The organism is Blautia sp. DFI.6.71 (assembly GCF_020593585.1).
Lineage (GTDB): Bacteria > Bacillota > Clostridia > Lachnospirales > Lachnospiraceae > Blautia_A > Blautia_A wexlerae.
In genome coordinates, this window is record NZ_JAJDMJ010000166.1 from 1 (window position 1) to 401 (window position 401).

Genomic DNA, 401 nt, shown 5'->3' on the forward strand with positions numbered 1-401 from the left:
GCGGAAGGGAAAGACGAAGCATACCTGAAACTCTATGACGGTCATGACTGGAAATGGTCCTGTGTACGTCTGGATCATACGGATATGGAATATCTGAGAAAATGCTGGTCAGGGAAAAAGGCATCTGCCCCGACTCTGGAAAAGAGACACCAGAAGTATTTTTTGCGTTTTTCCTATAAAGAGGAAGTAACACTTACCAAAACACCTGTGAAAGAACAGATTATCTGCAGCGTGGACTTAGGGATCAATACCGATGCAGTCTGTACTATCATGCGGGCAGACGGAACTGTCCTGGGAAGAAGATTCATAGATCATCCCAGTGAAAAAGACCGGATGTACCGCACACTGGGACGGATCCGCAGATTCCAGAGGGAACATGGCTCTGCGCAGACACAGGGAAG

The 401-nt window shown here is 47.6% G+C and carries 1 pseudogene; it reads left to right on the forward strand.

From position 1 onward, the window contains the following. A pseudogene (locus tag LJE12_RS19750) lies at positions 1-401 on the forward strand (IS200/IS605 family accessory protein TnpB-related protein); the annotation flags it as partial.